The 3304-nt window shown below is 64.4% G+C and carries 2 protein-coding genes; both read right to left on the bottom strand.

Going from position 1 to position 3304, the window contains the following annotated elements; translation table 11 throughout:
- Positions 1-50 precede the first annotated feature (50 nt).
- Complete coding sequence (gene ssnA / locus QUW00_RS09325) at positions 51-1403, bottom strand: putative aminohydrolase SsnA (RefSeq protein WP_289614102.1); 1353 nt, start codon at positions 1401-1403, stop codon at positions 51-53.
- 216 nt (positions 1404-1619) lie between these two features.
- Positions 1620-3011 (bottom strand): uracil-xanthine permease family protein, encoded by a 1392-nt coding sequence (locus QUW00_RS09320; protein ID WP_289614101.1) that lies wholly within the window; start codon positions 3009-3011, stop codon positions 1620-1622.
- Positions 3012-3304 lie beyond the last annotated feature (293 nt).

Raw genomic sequence — 3304 nt, 5'->3', positions numbered from 1 at the left:
AGATGTGTATAAGAGACAGGAACACGTCCCCAACCAACCCATTCACGTCTCTAGTAGGTGCGGCCGTTCAACTCGCCCCAGAGCTTCTTGGACTGCTCCATGGTCCAGGCGTTGATGCGCTCCTCGTCGAAGGCCACGAATTCGCGGTCGCGGTAGAGCGCACGGCCGTTGACGATCGTGGTGCGGCAGTTCTTGCCCATCATGCCGAACAGCATGTGGCCGTCGACGTTCTCCTCGGAGAACGGCGTGAACTTGTTGTAGTCCATCACGATCACGTCGGCGGCGGCGCCGGGCGCCAGCACGCCGATCTTGCGGCCGAAGTACTCGCTCGCCATGGCAGGGTTGTTCTGGAAGAGCATCGTCATGGCCTCGCCCCAGCCCACGTTGGGCATGGCAGCGTTGTGGCGCTGGATAACGAGGAAGACCTTCAGGCTCTCGAGCATGTCATGCGTGTAGGCGTCCGTGCCCATGTGCACGGGGATGCCGCGGCGGAAGAACTCGAGCACCGGCGCGCAGCCCACGGCGTTGCCCATGTTGGACTCGGGGTTGTTGACGATATGGGTGCCGGTCTGTTTGATGATGTCCATCTCGGCGGGCGTGACGTGGATGCAGTGGCCGAGCATGGTGCGCGGGCCCAGCAGGTCGTGCTGCAGCAGGCGCTCGATCGGCGAGATGCCGCCGCGGTTCAGGCGGCTGTCCCAGACGTCGTTCATGCCCTCGCACACGTGGATATGGAAGCCGGTCAGGCCGTTGTTGGCCTCGGCCATCTTGTCCATCGTCTCGTCGGACAGGGTGAAGGTGGCGTGGCCGCCGAACATGGCGGCGATCATGGAGTTGCCCTCGGCCTGGGCCTTGGCAGCCCACTGCGCGAACTCGGCGTTCTCGGCGATGGACTGGTCGCGCTTGGCCTCGCCGCGGCGGTCGGAGGTCTCGTAGCACAGGCACGCGCGGATGCCCATCTCCTCGCAGACGTCCTTGATGGCAAACAGGGACCCCGGGATCTCGCAGAAGCTCGCGTGGTGGTCGAAGATCGTGGTCACGCCGTCGCGCAGGCTATCGAGCACCGTGGCGTAGGCCGAGGCGCGCGTGCCGTCGAGCGTCAGGTTGTCGTCGATCTTCCACCACTGCTGCTCGAGGTTCTCGAGGAAGTTGGTGGGGTTGCAGCCCTTGATGGCAAGGCCGCGGGCCAGACCGGAGTAGATGTGGGTGTGGCAGTTCACCAGACCCGGCATGATGATGCCGCCGTGCGCGTCGACGTACTCCGCACCCGGATTGGCGGCGATGAGCTCGTCCTCGGCTCCCACCGCCACGATGGTGTCCCCGTCAATCAGGACCGCGCCGCGCTCCAAATAGGGCATCTCCTCATCGCGAGTGACGACCGAACCGTTACCTACGATCAGCATGGGCTCTCCCTTCGTCGTCAAGGCGGGGTTTAACACCTCAGACTATGTTGGGCGCGCTCGGTCCGAACCGATAGACGGGCACCTCCCCCGCCTGACGCGCACGCCCGGCGCACGTCGCGCCGAGCGAAGTTTTACAAGTGATGCCGCGGCGACCCCTGCGCGCCGCGGCATCGCGGTGGCGCGCCCATCCCGCACGGACGGGCGCGCCCGAGTCGCCTACTTCTTGTGGTCGGGCAGCACGGCGCCGACCGCAGCCTCCTTGGCGGCGTCGACATGACGGTCGACCGGAGGCGTCGGGGGCAGGATGAGGTTCAGGATGATAGCCATGATGGCGCAGGGGGTGATGGCGTTGGAGCCGATGACGGTCGAGATCCACGTGGGCATACCCTCGCCGGCAAGGCAACCGGAGGCCATCCAGATGCCGAGGCCGAAGACGACCGAGGTGCCCACGATGGTGGCCACGCGCTGAGTCAGGCCTTCTTTGGTGAACATGCGGATGCCGTTCATGGTGATGGTGCCGAACACGCCCACGGTCGCGCCGCCGATGACCGGCTGCGGAATGGCAGTCAACAGAGCGGAGAGCTGCGGGAAGAGGCCGGCGAGCGCGAAGACCGCCGCCACGATGGCGAACACCCACTTGTTGATGACCTTGTTGGAGGCGATGATACCGACGTTCTGGCCGAGCGCGCTGGTGGGCAGGCCGCCGATGAAGGCGGAGATGATGCTCGTCACGCCCTGCGACACGATGGCGCCGGACAGCTCGCGCTCCTCGGGCATGCGGTCGATGGAGCCCAGGCAGGCGGCGGAGACGTCGCCGATGACCTGGATGGCGACCATCGGGTAGACCACGGCGAGCGTGATGCAGACCTCGGGGTGGAACTCGAGGGCATAGGGCATGAGCTTGGGCAGGGCGAAGACGCCCGCGGTGCCCACGCTCGAGAAGTCGAGCATGCCGAAGGGCGCCGACACGAGGATGCCCACGATCATACCGAAGAACACGCTGCCCAGCTTGAGGGTACCCTTGGTGAAATTGGACAGGAAGAAGACCACGGCGAAGGTGATGAGCGCCACGATCCAGCTTGCCGGCGTGCCCCAGATGGGCGTGCCCTCGCCGCCGGCCATGTACTTCACGGCCGTCGGGTACAGCGACACGCCGATCGTGAAGATGACGGTGCCGGTCACGACAGGCGGGAACAGGTTCTTGAGCTTGCTGTAGAACAGGCCGAACAGGATCGCCGCGATGCCGCCGACGATCTCACCGCCGAGCAGGGAGCCAAACGTGAAGTCGGCGCCCATGGCCTGCAGGGCGGGCAGGAAGGCGAACGAGACGCCCATGACGATGGGTAGGCCGCCGCCGATGCGACGGAACGGCGCGAACGCCTGGAGCGCCGTGTCGATTGCCGACAGGATCAGCGCAACCTGAATGATGTCGGTGCGCGCCTGGGCGTCCCAGTTGTACACCGAGGCGATGATGATCGCCGGGGTGATGATGCCCGCGAAGGAGGCGAGCACGTGCTGGAGCGCGCAGGGCACCATGTCCTTGATGGGGGGCATGCCCTCACGCGTGAACAGCGCGTCGTGAGAGGTTCCCGAGATGCCGTTTGCCATAACAGACCACTACTTTCTTCCGGCTGCAGGCATGTTCCCGCAGCATTTCAGTTGTATCCAATCCTAAGATAGGAATTTCTCATACACAATAATAATTTTTTACCACTCGCCAAACGGTAGGTTGAAGCCCGTAAATGCGACCCGATGACATCCATGGGCCGGCGCAGCGCGAGATGGGGCCGATGGGGGCGAACGCGGGGGCCGGGGGCGTTAAATCACCCTAGGGATTTTCTTACACCGATGCGGGAATTTCCCGCATCGGTGTAAGAAAATCCCTAGGGTGATTTAACGCC

This window comes from Collinsella tanakaei (genome assembly GCF_030373545.1).
Lineage (GTDB): Bacteria > Actinomycetota > Coriobacteriia > Coriobacteriales > Coriobacteriaceae > Collinsella > Collinsella tanakaei_C.
The sequence above is the reverse complement of the archived record's forward strand: the minus strand, read 5'-3'. Positions and strand labels throughout refer to the sequence as shown.

Coding starts and splice junctions, on each gene's coding strand:
- QUW00_RS09320 (WP_289614101.1), bottom strand. CDS start 3,011: ATGGCAAACGGCATCTCGGGAACCTCTCACGACGCGCTGTTCACGCGT.
- ssnA (WP_289614102.1), bottom strand. CDS start 1,403: ATGCTGATCGTAGGTAACGGTTCGGTCGTCACTCGCGATGAGGAGATG.